At 65.8% G+C, this 16632-nt stretch carries 16 protein-coding genes; 11 read left to right on the top strand and 5 right to left on the bottom strand.

Translation table 11 applies throughout. The features are described from left to right. Window positions 1-20: 20 nt before the first annotated feature. The 8 genes from argA to QTH91_RS07720 all read left to right on the top strand — a co-directional run bounded on the left by argA (window position 21) and on the right by QTH91_RS07720 (window position 9529). On the top strand, window positions 21-1370 hold the full coding sequence (argA, locus tag QTH91_RS07755; RefSeq protein ID WP_286659407.1) for an amino-acid N-acetyltransferase: 1350 nt from the start codon (window positions 21-23) through the stop codon (window positions 1368-1370). Between the two features lie 98 nt (window positions 1371-1468). After that, window positions 1469-2674 (top strand): succinyldiaminopimelate transaminase, encoded by a 1206-nt coding sequence (gene dapC / locus QTH91_RS07750; protein WP_286659406.1) that lies wholly within the window; start codon window positions 1469-1471, stop codon window positions 2672-2674. 41 nt (window positions 2675-2715) lie between these two features. Next, the gene (dapD, locus tag QTH91_RS07745; RefSeq protein WP_286659405.1) at window positions 2716-3549 is read left to right on the top strand and encodes a 2,3,4,5-tetrahydropyridine-2,6-dicarboxylate N-succinyltransferase; all 834 of its coding nucleotides are present in this window, start codon (window positions 2716-2718) and stop codon (window positions 3547-3549) included. Window positions 3550-3686: 137 nt separating this feature from the next. Then, window positions 3687-4841: a PilT/PilU family type 4a pilus ATPase gene (locus tag QTH91_RS07740; protein ID WP_286659404.1), complete on the top strand. Its 1155-nt coding sequence runs from the start codon at window positions 3687-3689 to the stop codon at window positions 4839-4841. 9 nt (window positions 4842-4850) lie between these two features. Beyond that, a complete protein-coding gene (gene dapE, locus QTH91_RS07735) occupies window positions 4851-6032 on the top strand; it encodes a succinyl-diaminopimelate desuccinylase (protein WP_286659403.1) in 1182 nt (393 codons plus the stop codon). Beyond that, the gene (gene prmB / locus QTH91_RS07730; RefSeq protein ID WP_286659402.1) at window positions 6029-6898 is read left to right on the top strand and encodes a 50S ribosomal protein L3 N(5)-glutamine methyltransferase; all 870 of its coding nucleotides are present in this window, start codon (window positions 6029-6031) and stop codon (window positions 6896-6898) included. Before dapE ends, prmB begins: the two co-directional genes overlap by 4 nt. A 165-nt stretch (window positions 6899-7063) precedes the next feature. Next, window positions 7064-9097, top strand: a complete 2034-nt coding sequence (locus QTH91_RS07725) for an ABC-F family ATP-binding cassette domain-containing protein (RefSeq protein WP_286659659.1) — start codon at window positions 7064-7066, stop codon at window positions 9095-9097. A gap of 210 nt (window positions 9098-9307) precedes the next feature. After that, window positions 9308-9529, top strand: a complete 222-nt coding sequence (locus QTH91_RS07720; protein ID WP_286659401.1) for a hypothetical protein — start codon at window positions 9308-9310, stop codon at window positions 9527-9529. A gap of 73 nt (window positions 9530-9602) precedes the next feature. Here the strand turns inward: QTH91_RS07720 and QTH91_RS07715 are convergent, their stop codons facing one another. Beyond that, window positions 9603-10433 carry a DUF2950 family protein gene (locus QTH91_RS07715; RefSeq protein ID WP_286659400.1) on the bottom strand — a complete coding sequence of 277 codons (831 nt, stop codon included), beginning with the start codon at window positions 10431-10433 and terminating at the stop codon, window positions 9603-9605. A gap of 6 nt (window positions 10434-10439) precedes the next feature. Further along, the gene (locus QTH91_RS07710; protein ID WP_390368107.1) at window positions 10440-11795 is read right to left on the bottom strand and encodes a DUF3300 domain-containing protein; all 1356 of its coding nucleotides are present in this window, start codon (window positions 11793-11795) and stop codon (window positions 10440-10442) included. Window positions 11796-12038: 243 nt separating this feature from the next. Here QTH91_RS07710 and msrA point away from each other — a divergent pair, with 243 nt between their 5' ends. Then, window positions 12039-12551 (top strand): peptide-methionine (S)-S-oxide reductase MsrA, encoded by a 513-nt coding sequence (msrA, locus tag QTH91_RS07705; RefSeq protein ID WP_286659399.1) that lies wholly within the window; start codon window positions 12039-12041, stop codon window positions 12549-12551. A gap of 16 nt (window positions 12552-12567) precedes the next feature. Here the strand turns inward: msrA and QTH91_RS07700 are convergent, their stop codons facing one another. Next, window positions 12568-12990, bottom strand: coding sequence for a low molecular weight protein-tyrosine-phosphatase (locus QTH91_RS07700; RefSeq protein WP_286659398.1), 423 nt, complete (start codon window positions 12988-12990; stop codon window positions 12568-12570). Between the two features lie 112 nt (window positions 12991-13102). On the opposite strand from QTH91_RS07700, the gene QTH91_RS07695 reads away from it, so the two are divergent. Beyond that, on the top strand, window positions 13103-13573 hold the full coding sequence (locus QTH91_RS07695) for a hypothetical protein (protein WP_286659397.1): 471 nt from the start codon (window positions 13103-13105) through the stop codon (window positions 13571-13573). A gap of 15 nt (window positions 13574-13588) precedes the next feature. On the opposite strand, the gene QTH91_RS07690 is transcribed toward QTH91_RS07695, so the two are convergent. After that, window positions 13589-14782: a phosphoglycerate dehydrogenase gene (locus QTH91_RS07690; RefSeq protein WP_286659396.1), complete on the bottom strand. Its 1194-nt coding sequence runs from the start codon at window positions 14780-14782 to the stop codon at window positions 13589-13591. Further along, window positions 14775-15860: a 3-phosphoserine/phosphohydroxythreonine transaminase gene (serC, locus tag QTH91_RS07685; RefSeq protein ID WP_286659395.1), complete on the bottom strand. Its 1086-nt coding sequence runs from the start codon at window positions 15858-15860 to the stop codon at window positions 14775-14777. Before serC ends, QTH91_RS07690 begins: the two co-directional genes overlap by 8 nt. A gap of 220 nt (window positions 15861-16080) precedes the next feature. Here serC and QTH91_RS07680 point away from each other — a divergent pair, with 220 nt between their 5' ends. After that, window positions 16081-16626 carry a hypothetical protein gene (locus tag QTH91_RS07680; protein ID WP_286659394.1) on the top strand — a complete coding sequence of 182 codons (546 nt, stop codon included), beginning with the start codon at window positions 16081-16083 and terminating at the stop codon, window positions 16624-16626. The last annotated feature ends 6 nt before the right edge of the window (window positions 16627-16632 follow it).

Here is a 16632-nt window from a genome sequence, read left to right as displayed (position 1 = left end):
GCCCCACTGTTCCCAGCTGCATGTCCACTGTCTTCAACTTCACCTTCGTCCCGTGGTTCCGGTCGGTCGCGCCGTACATCCACATGCACCGCGGCAAGACCTTCGTCGTGGCCATGGCGGGCGAGGCCATCGCCGCCGGCAAGCTGCAGGCCATCGCCCAGGATCTGGCGCTGATCCAGAGCATGGGCGTGAAGGTCGTGCTGGTGCACGGCTTCCGGCCGCAGGTGAACGAGCAGCTGCGCGCCAAGGGGCACGAGGCGCGCTACTCGCACGGCATTCGCATCACGGACGAAGTGGCGCTCGACTGCGCGCAGGAGGCCGCCGGCCAGTTGCGCTATGAGATCGAAGCCGCCTTCAGCCAGGGCCTGCCCAACACGCCGATGGCCGGCGCCACGGTGCGCGTGATCTCGGGCAACTTCATCACCGCCCGTCCGGTCGGCGTGGTCGACGGGGTGGACTTCATGCATTCGGGGTTGGTGCGCAAGGTGGACGTGGCCGGCATAAGGCGTGCGCTCGACTTCGGCGCCATGGTGCTGCTGTCGCCCTTCGGTTTTTCTCCCACTGGCGAGGCCTTCAACCTGACGATGGAAGAGGTCGCCACCAGCGTGGCCACGGCCATCCAGGCCGACAAGCTGATCTTCCTGACCGAGGTGGCCGGCATCGCCCAGGACCCGAGCCAGCCGGCCAGCGAAGACAACCCCATCGACACCGAACTTCCGCTGGCGGACGCCAAGAAGCTGCTGGCCTCGCTGCCCGCGCCCCAGCGCCCGACGGACACCGCCTTCTATCTGCAGCACTGCGTGAAAGCCTGTGCTGGCGGCGTCGAGCGCAACCACATCATCCCGTTCTCGGTGGACGGCTCGCTGTTGCTCGAGGTGTACGTGCACGACGGCATCGGCACCATGGTGGTCGACGAGAAGCTCGAAAGCCTGCGCGAAGCCACGGTGGACGACATCGGCGGCATCCTGCAACTGATCGAGCCTTTCGAACGGGACGGCACCCTGGTCAAGCGCAGCCGGACCGAGATCGAACGCGACGTCAACCTCTACACCGTGATCGAGCACGACGGCGTGATCTTCGGCTGCGCTGCGCTCTACCCGTACCCCGAGGCGCGAACGGGCGAAATGGCCGCGCTGACGGTCTCGTCGCAATCGCAGTCGCAAGGCGACGGCGAGCGCATCCTCAAGCGCGTGGAACAGCGCGCCAAGGCGATGGGCATGGAAAGCATCTTCGTGCTCACCACCCGGACGATGCACTGGTTCATCAAGCGCGGCTTCAAGCAGGTCGACCCGGAGTGGCTGCCCGAGGCGCGCAAGAAGAAATACAACTGGGATCGCAAGAGCCAGGTGCTGGTCAAGCGGCTGGGCTGATCGGCTCTTTGCCCGGCGCGCAGTGCCCGGGCCCCGCGCCGCATCCGGCAACGTTGTCGAATCGTTGCGCCTACGTGCAGTGGCCGATAATCGGCGGCATGAATCCCCTGCTTGCCAAGCTGCAGCCGTACCCTTTCGAGCGGCTGCGGCAGCTGTTCTCCGGCGTCACGCCGGACCCGGCCTTCTCGCCCATCAGCCTGGGCATCGGCGAACCGCGCCATGCTACCCCCGGCTTCATCAAGGACGCCCTCACCGCCGGCATGGGCGCTCTGGCCGTCTACCCTGCCACGGCGGGCGACCTGAAGCTGCGCCAGTCCTTCACCCAATGGCTGCACAAGCGCTACGGGCTTGACCTCGACCCCGCCACCCAGGTGCTGCCGGTCAACGGATCGCGCGAAGCTCTGTTCGCGCTGGCCCAGACGGTGGTCGACGGGCGGCGCGAGCCTGCGCCCTATGTGCTGTCGCCCAATCCGTTCTATCAGATCTACGAAGGCGCGGCCCTGCTCTCGGGCGCCGAGCCCTACTACGTGCCCAGCGTGCCGTCGCGCAACTTCGCGGTCGACTGGGCCAGCGTGCCCGAAGACGTCTGGAAGCGCACCCAGCTGATCTTCGTCTGCTCGCCCGGCAACCCGACCGGCGCCGTCATGCCGCTGGACGAATGGAAGCGGCTTTTCGACCTGTCCGACCAATACGGTTTCGTCATCGCCTCGGATGAGTGCTACAGCGAGATCTATTTCCGAGACGAGGCGCCTCTCGGTGGCCTGGAGGCCGCCAAGCGCCTGGGCCGCGACGACTTCCGCAATCTGATCGCCCTGACTTCGCTGTCCAAGCGCAGCAACGTGCCCGGCCTGCGCAGCGGCTTCGTGGCGGGTGACGCGGCCATCATGAAGTCGTTCCTGCTCTACCGCACCTATCACGGCAGCGCCATGAGCGGCGCCGTGGCGGCGGCCAGCGTCGCCGCCTGGGGCGATGAGTCGCACGTGGTGGACAACCGTGCCCAATACCGCGCCAAGTTCGCCGCCGTCACGCCACTGCTGGAACCCGTGCTCGACGTTCGACTGCCCGACGCCAGCTTCTACCTGTGGGCCGGCGTGCCCGCAGCCTGGGAAGGCGACGATGCCGCCTTCGCTCGCGCCCTCTACGCTCAATACAATGTGACGGTCTTGCCGGGCTCCTACCTGGCGCGCGAGGTGAACGGCGTCAACCCCGGCCGAGGCCGAGTGCGCATGGCCCTGGTGGCCGACACCGCCGAATGCGTCGAAGCCGCCCGGCGCATCGTCCGCTTTGTGCAGCAAGGGCGCTGATCGCCCGCCCGCCAAATCCAGTTTCAACCTCCATCATCAACATGACCCAGCAACTCCAGCAAATCATCGACGCCGCGTGGGAAGACCGCGCCAACATCTCGGCCGCCGAGGCTTCCAAGGAAGTGCGCGATGCCGTCGAGCACGTGATCGCCGAGCTCAACAACGGCCAGTTGCGTGTCGCCACGCGCGAGTCCGTGGGCAAGTGGACCGTGCACCAGTGGATCAAGAAGGCCGTTCTGCTGTCGTTCCGTCTGCGCGACAACGAGCAGATCACCGCCGGCTCGCTGGGCTTCTACGACAAGGTGCCGACCAAGTTCTCGCACCTGTCGGCCAGCGAGCTGAAGGAAGCCGGCGTGCGCATCGTGCCGCCGGCCGTGGCGCGCCGCGGCAGCTACATCGCCAAGGGCGCGATCCTGATGCCCTCGTACGTCAACATCGGCGCCTACGTCGGTGAAGGCACGATGGTGGACACCTGGGCCACCGTGGGTTCGTGCGCGCAAGTGGGCAAGAACGTGCACCTGTCCGGCGGCGTGGGCCTGGGCGGCGTGCTCGAGCCGCTGCAGGCTGGCCCGACCATCATCGAAGACAACTGCTTCATCGGCGCACGCTCCGAAGTGGTCGAAGGCGTCATCGTCGAAGAGAACTCGGTGATCGGCATGGGCGTGTACATCGGCCAGAGCACCCCCATCTTCAACCGCCAGACGGGCGAGATCACCTTTGGCCGCGTGCCCACCGGCAGCGTCGTCATCAGTGGCGGACTGCCCAAGACCACGGCAGGCGGCGTTGCCTACAGCACCTACTGCGCGGTGATCGTGAAGACGGTCGACGCCAAGACGCGTTCCACCACGTCGCTCAACGACCTGCTGCGCGACTGAGTTTCGGGCGCCGCCATGAGAACCAATCCATTCGTTCTCCTGGCGGCAGCTGACAAGGATGGTCCAGGGAGGATGGGCACGGCGATTGCAGCCCGAGAAAGATTGCCAAAAAACGTCACCTCGAGGAGAAAGACCGCATGAGCACCATGGAGCGCATCCTTCGCCTGATGGCCGAGCGCAAGGCTTCGGACATCTACCTGTCGGCCCACGCACCGGCGCAGATCCGCATCAACGGGCAATGCCTGCCGATCAATGCCCAGGTCCTGCCGCCCGAGGCGCCTCTGTCTCTCCTGTCCGAAATCGTTCCCGCCGAAAAGGTGGACGAACTGAAAAAAAGCGGCGAGCTCAACACCGCGGTCGCCCTCGAGGGCGCGGGCAACTACCGCATCAGCGCATTGCGCCAGCGGGGCACCTATGCGGTCGTCGTGCGACACATTCCGGCACGCATCCCCTCCTTTGATGAGCTGAGCCTGCCACCAGTGCTCAAGACGCTGGTGATGGAAAAGCGCGGGCTGATCCTGATGGTGGGTGCCACCGGCGCCGGCAAGTCGACGACGCTCGCCTCGATGCTGGATTACCGCAACGAGAACGCCAGCGGCCACATCCTGACGGTCGAAGAGCCGATCGAGTACATCTACACCAACAAGAAGTCGCTGGTGAACCAGCGCGACATCGGCAGTGACACGCAGTCGCTGAAACTGGCCCTGAAGAACGCGCTGCGCCAGGCACCCGATGTGATTCAGATCGGCGAGATCCGCGACCGCGAGACGATGGACGCCGCGATCGCCTACGCCCAGTCCGGCCACTTGTGCGTGGCCACGCTGCATGCGAACAACGCCTATCGCGCGCTCAACCGCATCCTGAGCTTCTACCCCGTCGAAGTGCGCCCCACCCTGCTGGGCGACATGGCGTCGGCCATGCGCGCCATCGTCGCGCAGCGCCTGTTGCGCACGCCCTCGGGTTCGCGCGTGCCGGCGGTCGAGATCATGCTCAACACCCAACTGGTGGCCGAACTGATCGAGAAGGGCGACCTCTCCGCCGTCAAGGAGGCCATGGAGCAATCGCTGGCCGAAGGCTCCCAGACCTTCGAGGAAGACATCGCCCGCCTGATCATCAACAACCAGATTGACCGGGCCGAAGGCCTGGCCAATGCCGACTCACCCACCAACCTGATGTGGCGCCTGCAGAACCGCAATGCGCCGGCCAACGCGCCACGCCAGGAAGAACGCGCCCTGCTCGACCAGGTGGAGGAACCGACCTTCACCGAAATCACGCTGGACGTGAAATTCTGACCCTGCCGAATGCCCCGTACGCTGCTCCTTGCCGAAGAACTCATCGCCCTTTCCTCCGTCACGCCCGAGGATGGCGGTTGCCAGACCCTGATCGGCGAGCGGCTGGTACCGCTTGGCTTCGAACTTGAAACCATCGCCAGCGGCCCCGACGACTTCCGCGTGACCAACCTGTGGGCGCTGCGCCGTTCGGCCCATCCCGCGGCGCGCACCCTCGTCTTCGCCGGGCACACCGACGTGGTGCCTACCGGCCCGCTGGAGCAATGGACGACGCCGCCCTTCACGCCCAGCCATCGCGACGGCAAGCTCTACGGCCGTGGCGCCTGCGACATGAAGTCCTCGCTGGCCGCCTTCGTCGTGGCCATCGAGGAACACCTGGCGCAGCACCCCGAACCGCAGTTGAACATCGCGCTGCTGCTGACCAGCGACGAGGAAGGCCCGGCCGTCGATGGCACCGTGGTCGTATGCCGCCGCCTGGCCGAACGCGGCCAGAAGATCGACTACTGCATCGTCGGTGAGCCGACTTCGGTCGAGCGCTGCGGCGACATGATCAAGAACGGCCGCCGGGGCACCATGAGCGGCCGACTCACCATCAAGGGCGTGCAAGGTCACATCGCCTATCCGCACCTGGCGCGCAACCCGGTTCACCAGTTCGCACCGGCGCTGGCGGAGCTGGTCGCCATCAATGCGGCCGGCGGCTGGGACCAGGGCAACCGGTTCTTCCAGCCCACGAGCTGGCAGATCAGCAACTTCCACGCGGGCACCGGCGCCAGCAACGTCATTCCCGGCACTGCGGTGGTGGACTTCAACTTCCGCTTCTCCACCGAATCGACGCCCGAATCGCTGCAGCAGCGTGTGCAGGGCGTGCTAGATGCCCACGGGCTCGACTACGAGCTGAAATGGACCGTGGGCGGACTGCCCTTCCTCACGCAGCCGGGCACGCTGGTGTCGGCCGTGCAGCAGGCCATCCGCGACGAGACCGGCATCGACACCGAAATCTCGACCAGCGGCGGGACGAGCGACGCCCGCTTCATCGCTCAGATCTGCGAGCAGGTGGTCGAACTCGGGCCGGTCAACGCCAGCATCCACAAGATCGACGAGCACATCGCCGTCGCGGACATCGAGATGCTGAAGAACATCTACGCCCGCACCCTGGCCAGGCTGGGCCCGAACGCGTCGGACGCCGCGGCATGAGCACCGTCATCGAACTGGTCGACGAGGCAGCCCGCGAACTGGAAGCCGCGAAAGTCGCCTTCGGCCACGGCACGCAGAACGCCTTTGACGAAGCCGCCTGGCTGGTGTTGTGGCGGCTCAGGCTGGGCCTCGACGCGCTCGAGGAATCGGCCGAGCGCGAGGTTGCCGAAGCCGACGCCGCCAAAGTCAGGGCGCTGGTGCGCGAGCGCATCGAGCGGCGCGTGCCGGCCGCCTATCTCACGCGCGAAGCCTGGCTGCAAGGCATTCCCTTCTACGTCGATGAACGCACCATCGTGCCGCGCAGCTTCATCGCGGAGTTGCTCGCCGACGGCAGCATCGACCCCTGGCTGGGCGAGCACACCCGGCAGGTGCTGGACCTGTGCACCGGCAATGGCAGCCTGGCGGTGCTGGCGGCCATGACCTATCCCGAAGTGCGCGTGGAAGCGGCAGACCTTTCTACCGAGGCGCTGGAAGTGGCGGCGATCAACGTCACCCGCCACGGCCTGGACGATCGCATCACGCTGCTGAAGTCGGACGGCCTGGGCAGCGTCAACGGCCCCTACGACCTGGTGCTGTGCAACCCGCCTTACGTCAATGCCCGAAGCATGAGCGCTCTGCCCGCGGAATATCGCGCAGAGCCGGAAATGGCCCTGGCTGGTGGCTCGGACGGCATGGATTTCATCCGCAACCTGCTCGCGCAACTGCCCGAGAAGCTGTCGCCGCAGGGCGTGCTCGTGCTCGAGATCGGCAACGAGCGCGAGCATTTCGAGGCTGCCTTTCCCAAACTGGAAGTCGTCTGGCTCGACACCAGCGCGGGCGATGACCAGGTGCTGCTGCTGACCCGCGAAGCCCTCGTGAGTCGCTGACGCCCGTTTGATGCGCTTTGGACCGCGGCATGCGGCGCGGGCCGACGCGCCGGATCGACCGGGCCATCCTTGAAACAACGGCGCGCCCCGCCGCGCGCCATACTCCCACCGATGCTCGGCAGCGCAGCCTGCAAGTCGCCGCGCCCCATTCACTGTTCCACCACCATGATCACGCTCAAGAACGTCGTCTTGCGCCGAGGCAGCAAAGTGCTGCTCGACAACGCAAGCGTCACCCTCAACCCCGGCGAGAAGGTCGGCCTCGTTGGCCGAAACGGCGCCGGCAAGTCCACGCTTTTCGCACTGCTCAACGGCACGTTGCATGAAGACGGCGGCGACTATTCGCGCCCGGCGGGCTGGCAACTCGCCCAGGTGGCGCAACACATGCCCGAAACCGACGAACCGGCGACCGACTTCGTCGTGGCCGGCGACACGCGCCTCGCGCAGCTTCACGCCGAACTCGATCGGCTCGAAGCCGCCCACCTGGCCGCGCCGGACGACATGGACATCGGCATGGAACTGGCCCACGTCCACACCGACCTGGCCGACGCCGGCGCGCACGACGCGGTTCCGCGTGCGCAATCGCTCATCCTGGGGCTGGGCTTTCAGATCCACGAGCTCATGCAGCCGGTCAACAGCTTCTCCGGTGGCTGGCGCATGCGCCTGCAACTGGCCCGTGCACTCATGTGCCCGAGCGACCTGCTGCTGCTCGACGAACCCACCAACCACCTGGACCTCGACGCTCTGGTCTGGCTGGAAAGCTGGCTGCAGCGCTATGCGGGCACGATGATCGTCATCAGCCACGACCGCGAGTTCCTGGACGCGGTGACCGACGTCACCCTGCACATCGATCAGGCGCGCCTGACGCGCTATGGCGGCAACTACAGCAAATTCGAGGAGATGCGTGCGCTGCAGATGGAGCAGCAGCAGGCCGCCTTCGCACGCCAGCAGGAAAAGATCGCGCACCTGCATAAGTTCATCGACCGCTTCAAGGCCAAGGCCAGCAAGGCCAAGCAGGCCCAGAGCCGGGTGAAGGCGCTGGAACGCATGGAGAAGGTGGCTCCGCTTTTGGCCGAAGCCGACTTCAGTTTCGAGTTCAAGGAGCCGCAGAACATCCCCAACCCGATGCTCACCATCAGCGGTGGCGCATTCGGGTACGCACAAGAGGACAACGCGCCCAAGGTCATCCTGCGCGGCGTCAACCGCTCGGTGCTGGCCGGCCAGCGCATCGGCATCCTCGGCGCGAACGGCCAGGGCAAGTCCACGCTGGTCAAGACCATCGCACGGACGATGAAAGCCGTTGCAGGCACCGTGACCGAGGGCAAGGGCCTGTCGATCGGCTACTTCGCCCAGCAGGAACTGGATGTGCTGCATCCGTCAAGCAATCCGCTGGAACACATGGTCCGGCTGGCACGCGACCTGGGCGCCAACGCGCCCCAGCGCAGCACCGAGCAGGATCTGCGCGGTTTCCTGGGCAGCTTCAACTTCAGTGGCGAGATGGTCAAGCAGGCCGTCGGCACGATGAGCGGCGGCGAGAAGGCGCGACTGGTCCTGGCCATGATGGTCTGGCAGCGCCCCAACCTGCTGCTGATGGACGAACCCACCAACCACCTGGATCTGGCCACGCGCGAGGCGCTGGCCGTGGCCCTCAACGAGTTCGAGGGCACGCTGATGCTGGTCAGCCACGATCGGGCGCTGCTGCGCGCGGTTTGCGACGAATTCTGGCTCGTCGGCCGTGGCGGCGTCTCGGATTTCGACGGCGACCTCGACGACTACCAACGCTACCTGCTGGAAGAATCCCGCCGCTTGCGCGAGGCCGCGCGCGCTGCCGCACTGGTGGAGGCCGCACCCGAAGTGGTCCCGACCCCGGCGCCCGAGCAAGGCAAGTCAGCGCCGGTGCCGGCCGCCGCGCCCGAGAGTCCGGCGCTATCCGGCAAGGAGCAGCGACAGCAGGATGCGGCCGCGCGCCAGAAGCTGGCTGAACAGCGACGGCCGCTTCAACGCGAGTTGGCCCGGATCGAGGCCAGGCTGACGCCAGCAGGGGAAGAGCGCGATGCCTTGCAGGCCAAGCTATCTCAAAACCTGTCCTCGGAGCAGTTTGCCGAGACAGGCCGACAGCTGAAAGCGCGCGAAGACGAGATCGCTCAATTGGAGGAACAATGGATGCTCCTCTCGGAACAATTGCAAGGGCTTACGCAATAAACGTCCAAGTTTGTGGCCCCATTCGGAAAAGCCAGCCTGAGATTGCGTCAAGTCCTGCTTGCTTATGTTGCAATTATGAGACAATTGAGCCTTCGCGATCGGTGACGGTTGGCAGCAAAGTAGCCAACAGCGGGCCGGCGCCCCGACACTGGGGTGCGCGCTTTATGCCCGACGAACGAAGAGCGGGGACAAATACAGAGGAACTGAGGAATGAACGAAGAGGACATTGCTGCCTCGATCGAACGCCTGATGGCGCGCGTCGACTACTACCTGCACTGCGAGCTCGACGAGGAGTACGACCACGACCGGCCGGATTCAGCGCGCAAGCTGCTCGAAATCGCCATCCGTCACGAGTTGCTGCGCGCCAATGCCATCGGCATCGTCAGCAACGTCGTCACCAGCGCCAGTGAAGGCGGACCGGAAACGCGCTGACTTGCAGCCAGGCCGAGGCAGATGGTCGAAGGGGCGCTGAGCGCCCCTTGTTTTTTTCAGACCGCGCGTTTGCCTACTGAACGGCCTGAACGGCGCTCCAGTCCTGCGCGGCGCCAGCGCTTCTCACCTGGTTGGCCGCGCCTGCCGACCCCAACACCCGTTCGCGCACCACCCCGTCACCGCCGATCACGAAGGCGTGCACGCCATCCACGCCTTGGCGTGCCGGCCAAGCCAGGAAGCTGCAGCCCTTGTTGGCCGCTGCATCGGACAACAGGCGGTAGTGGTAGCCGTAGAGCGCCGCATCCACCGGTGTGTCGGCACCCATGACGAGCGCATCCGGCCCCAGGGGGCTTTCAGGGCCATCGACGGCAGGCCAATAAAGGCCGTCGCGCCGATCCGCACTGCTCACGATCCGGCTGGCCGGCTGCCCTTGGCTTTGGGCAAAGCGCGCCTGCGCCGCGCACAGTTGCTTGAGCGTCTCGATCGCGCCGAGTTCGTTGCGCCCGATCCGCCGCCGGTTGATTTCCGCCTGGGCCGCCTTCACATCGAAGGACCAGCCTTTCGCACTCTTGACCAGCGGTGCCGGGAAGTGCCAACCGTCACCCACCACCAGTTCGGCCCGCGTGTCGGAAGTCTGCTCGATCGAATGCGCTTTGTTCCAGGCTTCGAGGAAGGCATAGGCATCTTCCATGCTGACGTCGTGCTCGGGCACATAGCGCATGAAGTGGGCGCCCAAGACCGTCTGAACGCCATCCCGGTCGCTCAGTGCGATCGCCGAATTCAGCGCCTCGGCTGCGGCCTGCGGGCTCGCGTAGCTGGCCTGGGCGTACACCGCCGTCACGGGGCCCCACACCAGCGCGGTGGCCACAAGCATGGCGCGCAACATCGATTTCTTGCTGGTCATGTGAGATTACCTCCGCCGTCCGCCACCCATGTGCCCACCGCCGCCGGCGCGAGCACCGCCGCCCATACGGGCACCGCCGCCGCCCGAGAACGACCGGTTGGCGCCACCGCGCTGAGCGCTGGCGTGCTGGATATTTCCGCGCTGGGCCTGTTGCCGGACCTTGGCGCCATTGCCGGCATCGCGGAACGCGTTGTCGTGATTGGCTGCTCTCGAACGCGCCTGGGCCGACGCGCGATCCCTGTTCTGCCGCGATGCCGCGCTTTCGCGCGCCTGACCACCGCCCTGCCCGACGCGGTTTCCAGCCGCGCCTTGGCCGGACCGGTTCTGGGCGGCCCCGCCCTGAGCCATGCGGCCGCCGCCGTCGACACGATGGCCTGGAATCGACTGGCCGGTGCGCGATTGAAAAGACTGCGCCGCCCGGTCGCGCGCGGCATCACGGCCGCCTGGCGCAGCGCCTCGCCCACCTGCAAGATTGCCACCGCCACGATCGCGGTTGGCCAGGCCGGACTGGCGCTGAGCGTCGAAGCGATTGCGATTGGAGGCGCTGTTGTAGGGCGTGGACCCGCGGCGCGCCGCGTTGTGTTGGAAGTTGGTCTGGTTGGCGCTCAGTCGGTTGTTGACGTTGATGTTGTTGTACCGATTGACGTTGATGTTGACGTCTCCGCGGCCCCAGTTGAAACCGCCCCACATCGAATTGACCGCGGCCACGCCCAGCCCCCAGCCGATACCGGCCACCAGAGATGTGGCGAAGACCGAGCCTGGCAGCGGCGGGTAGTAGTAAGGCGGATAAGCGGGATACGCCCAAGCGCCGTAGACGACCGTCGGGTTGTACTGCGGCACATAGACGACCTGTGGATTCGCGGGCTCGATCTGGATGATCTGCTGCGGACCCTGCGACTGCACCGTCACGGTCTGCTGCTCATTGCTCTTGAGCGAACCGGCCGCCTGGGCCTGGCTGCGCAGGCGCTGAACGGAATCCATCACGTCATTGGGCTGATCGAGAAACGCGTTGCCCATCTGGACGACCCACTGCGGCTCTCGACCGGCCATGTCCATGACCGAGGGAAAGGCCAGCAGCGACTTGACGCTCGGGTCCCAGGGTTCGTTCTCGACCGCCTTGACGGCCGCATCACCACTCTGACTCGGATTGCGCTTGGACCAGTCCGCCGCTTCCTTGACGTCGTCCGGATAGGTGGAGGCCATCAGCAACTGCGACAGCACCGCATCCGGGTAGAGCGCTACCGGCGCCATCAACTGGTCGAGTTGAGCGTTGTCGAGCTTGGGCGCGTCCTGCGCCGAAGCCAGAGCTGTGCCGCACATGAGCAGCACGCAGGCCAACCATCGGGAAAATTGTCCAGTCATACCTTCTGATCCTCTCGCCTGACTCCCTGGGAGCGATGTGGACGACGCACCGACAACGTGCGTCTGGTGCGACGAGCATAGTCGATTGCCGGCCACAGTAACCAGACAGAGACAAGTGCACGAAGTTGTGCCAGCCGCAATCCCTTGAATGGAGCCGGGCGATGTCCACCGGGCCCGCCGCGGGGCGCCGCTTTCATGCAAGCTTGGCGCCTCGTCAAACATCGCCATTCGCAGGAGCATCAATTGAGCACTTCGACCGAAACCGCCATCCTCGCCGGTGGCTGCTTCTGGGGCATGCAGGAACTGCTGCGCCAGCATCCGGGCGTCATCAGCAGCCGCGTCGGCTACAGCGGCGGGGATGTGGCCAACGCCACCTATCGCAACCATGGCACCCATGCCGAGGCCGTCGAAATCGTCTTCGATCCGCACAAGCTGAGCTTTAGGCAACTGCTGGAGTTCTTCTTTCAGATCCACGACCCGAGCACCAGGGACCGCCAAGGCAACGACCGGGGCACCTCGTATCGCTCGGGCATCTACTACACCAGCGAAGCGCAGCGGCAGACGGCGCTGGACACCATCGCCGACGTCGACGCCTCGGGCCTGTGGCCCGGCAAGGTGGTCACCGAGGTCAAGCCGGCCGGCCCTTTCTGGGAAGCGGAGCCGGAACACCAGGACTACCTGCAGACCTACCCCGACGGCTACACCTGCCACTGGGTTCGCCCCGGCTGGGTGCTGCCCCGCCGCAAGGCGGCCTGAGCGCGCAGGCGCGTCCTCAGAGGCGTCGGATGCGCTGCGCCCAGGACGCAGCGCCGCGCGAGATGTTGCCGAAGGCCAGTTCGAAGGCCGGACGGGCCTGCCGGAACGGGTCGGCGATGTCGGTGTCGCCCAGGCGGAAGACCTTGCCGCGCACGACCGGATAGCGCCGCTCCAGTTCCTCTCGGTGGTGCTGCTCCATCACCAGGATGAGATCGGCGCGCTGGCACATCATGCTGTTGACCTGCTGGGCACGGTGCGCGCTCAGGTCCATGCCGTTTTCCTTGGCCAGCTGCACCGACAGCGGATCTGCCGGTTCGCCCACCAGCGCTCCCAGGCCCGCCGACCACACGGTGGCGCCCGAAAGCTCCCGCGCCAAGGCCACCTCGGCGAGTGGGCTGCGGCAGATGTTGCCGATACATATTGTCAGGATGCTCCTCATGCCCCAAGTTTAGGCTCGGGGTCGACCGAAGGTTAGATGGCCAGACGGTTCGTTGACCATGGTTTCGGCGCGATGCATACTTTCATCTGACATTTTCAAGGGGGCCGAGCCAATGTCCCTGACGCTTCAACTGACCACCATTTCGAATGCCCACCGAGGAGCGCTGCGCTCGCTGACCACCGCGTTCGGCCTCGGACTCGGCGCGCTGGCGCCCGCTTTTGGCGGTGACGATTCGTTGCGACTTGCCACGATGAGCGAGACCGAATTGCAATCCGGCATGCAAAGCGGCGTGCAGGCCGTCCTGCAGCATGTCCCGATGAAGATGGAAGATCATTCCGTGCTGGTGGGCGCCGAGTATTCGTCGGCCACTCGGACCGCCACGTACCACTACGTGCAGGCCACGCGACTCGACCCCGAAGTGCTGCGCCTGCGGCTCATGGCCAAGAACTGCAGCACCCCCAACACACGCGCCATGATGAAGCGGGGCATCCGCTTCCAGCACCTTTACAGCGTCGGCGATGACGAATACAGCGTCACTGTGAGCGACGAACACTGCCCGCCCACGGCGATGCCGAGAAGCTGACGGCGCGACGCCGTTTCAATCCAGCCGGGGCAGGTAGCGCACCGACAGCACGCCGTTGATGGCGGCCAGGTCGGCCAGCAGCGCGTCGCGAACGGCGCTGTCCACATCCACCAGCGTGTAGGCCATCTCGCCACGGGAGTGGTTGACCATGTTGTGGATATTCAGGCCCGCTTTGGCCATGGCGGTGGAGATCTGCCCCAGCATGTTGGGCACGTTGGCGTTGGCGATGGCCACGCGGAAGGCCGATTCCCGCGACATCCTGATCGACGGAAAGTTGACCGCATGCGAGATGTGGCCGTTTTCCAGGAAGTCGCGCAACTGGTCGGCCACCATCACGGCGCAGTTCACTTCGGCCTCGCAGGTGCTCGCGCCGAGGTGAGGCAGGCAGATCACGCGTTCATGGCCCAGCAGCGCCGGGCTCGGGAAGTCGCACACGTAGGCGCCGAGCTGGCCACTCTCCAGCGCGGCCAGGGCCGCCGCTTCATTCACCACTCCTTGGCGCGAGAAATTCAGGAGCACGCCGCCGCGCGGCATCAGGCTCAGGTTGTCGGCGTTGACCAGATCACGCGTTGCCGGCAGCAGCGGCACGTGCAGCGTGACGAAGCGCCCTCCGCGCAGCACTTCCGCCACGCTGGCCGCGCGCCGCACCTGCGACGGCAGGCTCCAGGCGGCGTCGACGGTGATCTCGGGGTCGAATCCCAGCACGTCCATGCCCAGCTTGATGGCGGCGTCTGCCACCAGGCTGCCGACCTTGCCCAGGCCGACGATGCCCAGGCTCTGGCCCTGCAACTCGAATCCGGCAAAGGCGCTCTTGCCGCCCTCCACCGCCTTCTCGACGTCGTCGGACTGGCCAGCCAGGGCGTCGACGAACCGCAATGCACGCGCCAGGTTTCGCGCGGCCATCAGCATTCCCGCCAGCACCAGTTCCTTGACGGCGTTGGCATTGGCTCCAGGCGCGTTGAACACCGGCACGCCACGCGCGCTCATGGCCGCGACGGGGATGTTGTTGGTACCTGCTCCGGCGCGCGCGATGGCCCGCACGCTGGGGGGAACCGTCATCGCATGCATGTCGGCAGAACGCACGAGCACCGCATCGGGGCAGGCGATGTCGCGGCCACAGACGTATCGCTGCGGCGGCAGCCGGCCCAGGCCCTTGGGGGAGATCTCGTTGAGCACGAGCACCTTGAAGATCGCGCCCGCCTCATCCATGGCGCGCCTCGAAGCCCTTCATGTAGGCCACCAGTGCCGAGACGCCCTCGAGCGACATCGCGTTGTAGATCGAAGCACGCATGCCACCCACCGAGCGGTGCCCCTTGAGCTGCACGAGTCCGGCAGCCTGAGCCCCCTTGAGAAAGGCATCGTCGAGCGCCGGATCGCGCAAGGTGAAGGGCACGTTCATCAGCGAACGGTCCGCGGGCGCCACCGGGTTCGCATAGAAGCGATTGCCTTCCAGGTACTGGTAGAGAAGGCCCGCCTTTTCCTTGTTGCGCCGCTCCATCGCGGCCAGCCCGCCCTGGTCCTGTATCCAGTCGAGCACCAGGCCGACCATGTAGATCGCCCAGGTCGGCGGCGTGTTGAGCATGGAGTCGGCCTGCGCCTGCAGGCCATAGTCGAAGGCCGAGGGCGTGATCGGCAGCGCATGGCCCAGAAGGTCTTCGCGAACGATGACAATGGTCACGCCCGCCGGGCCCAGGTTCTTCTGCGCGCCCGCGTAGATCAAGCCGAACTTCGACACGTCGATGGGCCGCGACATGAAGTCGCTGGACATGTCCGCCACCAGTGGCACAGCGCCGACGTCCGGGGTGAAGTGGTACTGCACGCCGCCGATGGTCTCGTTGGAACAGATGTGGACGTAGGCGGCATCGGGGTCGAGCCTCCAGCCCTGGCGTGGCGGAATGCAGGTGTAGCGCTTGGCCGCGCTGCTGGCGGCGATGTTGACGTGCGCGTACTTGCGCGTCTCCTGGATGGTCTTGAGCGACCATTCGCCGGTATCGACGATGTCCACGCTGGCATGCCCGCGCAGGAGATTCATCGGCACGATCGCGTTCTCGCCGATAGCGCCGCCTTGCAGGAAGAGCACCTTGTAGTGCTCCGGCACGCCCAGCAAGTCCCGCAACAGTCGCTCGGCATGGGCATGGATGGCGACGAACTCCTTGCCGCGATGGCTCATCTCCATCACCGACATGCCGCTGCCGTGCCAGTCGAGCATTTCCTGCGCTGCACGGCGCAGAACCTCTTCGGGCAAGGTTGCCGGGCCGGGACTGAAGTTGAAGACACGCTGAGTCATCGACGAACCTCCATGCCTGCTTCGAAGGGGGACCGACCGGCCACTCGCCTCGCTGGATCGTGAAATCTTGCATCGAACTGGCTTGGAGGCAATGAACGTTAACCCGAGCGACTTTTATAGTTCCAACTGTGCCACTTTGTGAAACGACGAACAGCGCGTTTCGCTGTCGAACCAGGCAGAAGCAACCCCACCCCGCATGCAACAAACCGGTTTCCTGACCATGCTGAACCCGTCCGGCGAGCCCTACTCGCTCGGACAGCCGCTGCATGTCTACGACCGTGAGCACCTGCTCGGCATCCTCGACCCGCTGCCGCTGCTGCACAACGGGACGCAGGTCCATATCGAGGGGTTCGTCGCGCAGCCGATCATCCTCAAGGAGGATCGGCACGTCGGACGATTGATCTTCCTGGAGGTCTGCGCCTTCCTGTTGGCCAACTTTCCGCAGATTCAGTCGATCAGCTTTCGACTGACGCGCCACATCGACGTGCTTGGCGCGGGGGAGCGGCAGGCGGCCGTTCGCACCGAGACGATGCTGCGCATCGGCGCTTCGGATGTGAACATCGCGCCGCACCCGGACGCGAGCCCGGGGCATTTCGTGGTGTCAGGCGTCTGGGTCTACAACAACCAGAACCTCGCCGCCCTGCACGAGGTGCTGGAAGAACAGCGCGCGCTCTACGCCGACGTGCCGATCGGCTCGCAGACGGCCACGCGCGCGGGGGTAGTAGCGCACCTACGGGCCCTCATCTTCGGCCGCAAGCAACGCTGAGGAGCC

This window comes from Variovorax dokdonensis (assembly GCF_030316895.1).
Classification (GTDB): domain Bacteria; phylum Pseudomonadota; class Gammaproteobacteria; order Burkholderiales; family Burkholderiaceae_C; genus Variovorax; species Variovorax dokdonensis.
Note: the sequence above shows the minus strand (reverse complement) of the source record. Positions and strands in the feature narration are given on the sequence as shown.

Excerpts from the sequence above, each read along its gene's own strand:
- argA (WP_286659407.1), top strand. The coding sequence starts at position 21 with ATGTCCACTGTCTTCAACTTCACCTTCGTCCCGTGGTTCCGGTCGGTC.
- dapC (WP_286659406.1), top strand. The coding sequence starts at position 1,469 with ATGAATCCCCTGCTTGCCAAGCTGCAGCCGTACCCTTTCGAGCGGCTG.
- dapD (WP_286659405.1), top strand. The coding sequence starts at position 2,716 with ATGACCCAGCAACTCCAGCAAATCATCGACGCCGCGTGGGAAGACCGC.
- QTH91_RS07740 (WP_286659404.1), top strand. The coding sequence starts at position 3,687 with ATGAGCACCATGGAGCGCATCCTTCGCCTGATGGCCGAGCGCAAGGCT.
- dapE (WP_286659403.1), top strand. The coding sequence starts at position 4,851 with ATGCCCCGTACGCTGCTCCTTGCCGAAGAACTCATCGCCCTTTCCTCC.
- prmB (WP_286659402.1), top strand. The coding sequence starts at position 6,029 with ATGAGCACCGTCATCGAACTGGTCGACGAGGCAGCCCGCGAACTGGAA.
- QTH91_RS07725 (WP_286659659.1), top strand. The coding sequence starts at position 7,064 with ATGATCACGCTCAAGAACGTCGTCTTGCGCCGAGGCAGCAAAGTGCTG.
- QTH91_RS07720 (WP_286659401.1), top strand. The coding sequence starts at position 9,308 with ATGAACGAAGAGGACATTGCTGCCTCGATCGAACGCCTGATGGCGCGC.
- QTH91_RS07715 (WP_286659400.1), bottom strand. The coding sequence starts at position 10,433 with ATGACCAGCAAGAAATCGATGTTGCGCGCCATGCTTGTGGCCACCGCG.
- QTH91_RS07710 (WP_390368107.1), bottom strand. The coding sequence starts at position 11,795 with ATGACTGGACAATTTTCCCGATGGTTGGCCTGCGTGCTGCTCATGTGC.
- QTH91_RS07700 (WP_286659398.1), bottom strand. The coding sequence starts at position 12,990 with ATGAGGAGCATCCTGACAATATGTATCGGCAACATCTGCCGCAGCCCA.
- QTH91_RS07695 (WP_286659397.1), top strand. The coding sequence starts at position 13,103 with ATGTCCCTGACGCTTCAACTGACCACCATTTCGAATGCCCACCGAGGA.
- QTH91_RS07690 (WP_286659396.1), bottom strand. The coding sequence starts at position 14,782 with ATGGATGAGGCGGGCGCGATCTTCAAGGTGCTCGTGCTCAACGAGATC.
- serC (WP_286659395.1), bottom strand. The coding sequence starts at position 15,860 with ATGACTCAGCGTGTCTTCAACTTCAGTCCCGGCCCGGCAACCTTGCCC.
- QTH91_RS07680 (WP_286659394.1), top strand. The coding sequence starts at position 16,081 with ATGCTGAACCCGTCCGGCGAGCCCTACTCGCTCGGACAGCCGCTGCAT.